We start from the raw sequence: 2,923 nt of genomic DNA on the forward strand, positions 1-2,923 counted from the left end.
CCTGCCCTGGTGTCGCTGTACTTACTGATAGTGCTGATCGTGACAGCCCACTACACGGCCTACAGCTATATAGAGCCGTTTATTCAGGCCGTAGCCCTTATGGGCGGGAACTTTACTACGTTCCTGCTGCTGATTTTCGGCGCGGCAGGCATTATCGGCAGCGTGCTGTTTAGCGCGCTGGGCAACAAGTTTCCGGCCACATTTCTGCTGGCCGCCATTACGCTGGTCTCTGTCTGTATGCTGGCGCTGTTAATCGCGGCGACGCATACCGTTGCGATTTCGACACTGTGCGTCATCTGGGGCATGTCGATGATGATCATCGGCCTGGCGGTTCAGGTCAGAGTCCTGACGCTGGCGCCGGATGCGACCGACGTGGCCATGTCACTGATGTCAGGCATCTACAACCTGGGCATCGGCGGCGGCGCGCTGCTGGGCAATCAGGTGAGCCTGTATCTGGGCATGGAACACATTGGCTATGTCGGCGGCGCTATCGGCCTCTTTTCGCTGGGCTGGTGTGCCTGGAGCATGAAGCGCTATCCGCAGCTGCGAATCAACTAGCAGGTCGGCTGAATGATGAGATCCCGGCGTAAAGTCGGGATTTTTATTTATAGCCTGCTCGATCCGGCCGTTTTTATGAAAAAGTTTCAATACCAGGCCTGTGAGTTATCCTGCACCTGGTAAGAATATGAATGATGCTCAGAAAAGGCGGCAGAGGATAATGGGCAGACCCGCGTCCGCCCATGGTTTTATGGCAGGAAGAAAACGTCTTTCAGCTCTTCGCTGAGGGGGCTGCAATCCGAATTCGACGGCATCAGTTCACACATCGACCGCCACCAGCGCTGGCACACTTCCGTACCGGCAACCGCATTCCAGCGGATTTCCGACTCAATATCTACCATCGACATGCCCAGATAGCGCATGGTCAGGCCATAAATAGCCAGCCGTTATCTTTAATCTGCTTTTTTTTCTGTGCTCTCTCCTTTTTCTTACCGGCCCCGTATGCAGAGGGTACCTGCAGAAAAGCCTGTTTGTTCTTAAAATGGCTGCATCGCTCTGGCGACGTGGACAGCCTTTATGATTATGAAAAGTATTTAAGAATAAGCATATGTTACCTGAAGGCAGGCTAAGTGATAAAAATAGTGTGTATTTATTCTTTATTTTATCTGATTATGTATTCTTAATTTTATAATAAACCTGCCTGCCCTCCTTAATTCATTTTGCATCGTGTAAAGTATTCCCTCCGCTACTTTTAAACCCCGATAATAAAAAACCCATTAGCAGCCCCCACGCTTAACAAAAAGAGTGAAACAGACATTAAGACTTTTTAATTTCTGATGCGCGACCGGGATCACTGTTTATCCGGCTCATTCAGGGTAGTTTGCTTGCCGCCGCCAGGGTAGTTCAATATCACGCATTTAACGGAATAGCCCATTATTAATTTTAAATGTCCGGCAACCTATAGCATATTATTTTAAATGGAGAGAACAATGCAGATCCCGCAGGCCACATCAGAACCGCTTGCCGCCGCGACATGGCGTAAAACCGATACCGTCTGGATGTTGGGACTGTACGGCACAGCTATCGGCGCAGGCGTACTTTTCCTGCCGATCAATGCAGGCGTTGGCGGATTGATTCCGTTGATTATTATGGCCATCCTTGCTTTCCCTATGACTTATTACGCCCACCGTGGCCTGACCCGTTTTGTCCTGTCAGGCAAGAATCCTGACGGGGATATCACTGAAGTGGTGGAAGAACATTTTGGTCGCGGCGCGGGTCAGTTAATTACCCTGCTCTATTTTTTAGCTATTTACCCTATTCTGCTGGTATATAGCGTGGCGATAACCAATACCGTAGAGAGTTTCCTGACGCACCAACTGGGCGTGACCAGCCCGCCGCGCATGGTGCTGTCGCTGCTGTTAATTGTGGCAATGATGGCTATCGTGCGGTTTGGCGAACAGGCAATTGTGAAAGCGATGAGCGTACTGGTTTATCCCTTTGTTATCGCGTTGGTGGTGTTAGCCGTTTATCTGATCCCTCGCTGGAACAGCGCCACGCTGAACACCCTCTCTTTCGATGCTATCAGCCCTGGCAACCTGCTATTGACACTCTGGCTGGCTATCCCGGTAATGGTGTTTTCTTTTAACCACTCGCCAATTATCTCTTCCTTTGCGGTTGCCAAACGCAAAGAGTATGGTGCGGATGCCGGGCCAAAGTGTTCCGCCATTCTGGCTCGCGCACACGGCATGATGGTAGTGACGGTCATGTTCTTTGTCTTCAGCTGCGTGCTGAGCCTGACACCTGCCGATCTGGCTGCGGCTAAGGCACAAAATATTTCCATACTTTCTTATCTGGCCAATCATTTTAACGCGCCGGTTATTGCCTGGATGGCCCCCATTATCGCCATCATTGCTATTACTAAATCTTTCCTGGGACACTATTTGGGCGCTCGTGAAGGTTTTAACGGCATCATAATCAAATCGCTGCGCGGCGTCGGAAAAGAGATAGAGCCGAAAAAACTTAATCGCCTGACGGCGCTGTTTATGCTGCTTACCTGCTGGGTTATCGCCACGCTGAACCCCAGCATCCTGGGTATCATCGAAACGCTTGGCGGCCCGGTAATCGCCATGATCCTGTTTTTAATGCCTGTTTATGCGCTGCGTAAGATCCCGGCGATGCAGCAATATCGCGGCCACTTTAGCAATGTTTTCGTGATGTTGATGGGTTTGGTGGCGATTTCCGCTATTTTTTACTCGCTGATGAGCTGACCCTTCAGGCAAAGTCTGGCGATCGGCAGCCGGCCTGTTTACGATCGGCAGCCTCTCTCAGGGCATGCGGGCCGGTGGCTGATAAAGGTCGGTAGAAGGTTACTGATTAAGCAGTTGCATACGCTGTTTATTGGCATCACGTTGCGGGCGGTGGATGA

Annotated in this window: 1 protein-coding gene and 2 pseudogenes; 2 read left to right on the forward strand and 1 reads right to left on the reverse strand. The window is 50.8% G+C overall.

All coding sequences use genetic code 11. The annotated features are described in order from the left end of the window. A pseudogene (locus tag RTK32_RS05460) lies at positions 1-558 on the forward strand (sugar transporter); the annotation flags it as partial. 188 nt (positions 559-746) lie between these two features. Here the strand turns inward: RTK32_RS05460 and RTK32_RS05465 are convergent. Beyond that, positions 747-896: pseudogene (locus RTK32_RS05465) on the reverse strand (L-rhamnose mutarotase); the annotation flags it as partial. A 591-nt stretch (positions 897-1,487) separates the two neighbouring features. Here RTK32_RS05465 and RTK32_RS05470 point away from each other — a divergent pair. Beyond that, positions 1,488-2,765, forward strand: a complete 1,278-nt coding sequence (locus RTK32_RS05470; RefSeq protein WP_312042474.1) for an HAAAP family serine/threonine permease — start codon at positions 1,488-1,490, stop codon at positions 2,763-2,765. Positions 2,766-2,923 lie beyond the last annotated feature (158 nt).

This window comes from Erwinia sp. (assembly GCF_031978025.1).
GTDB lineage: Bacteria > Pseudomonadota > Gammaproteobacteria > Enterobacterales > Enterobacteriaceae > Erwinia.

Bases quoted from the DNA above. Each gene is read 5' to 3' on its own strand.
- RTK32_RS05470 (WP_312042474.1), top strand. From the start codon at position 1,488: ATGCAGATCCCGCAGGCCACATCAGAACCGCTTGCCGCCGCGACATGG.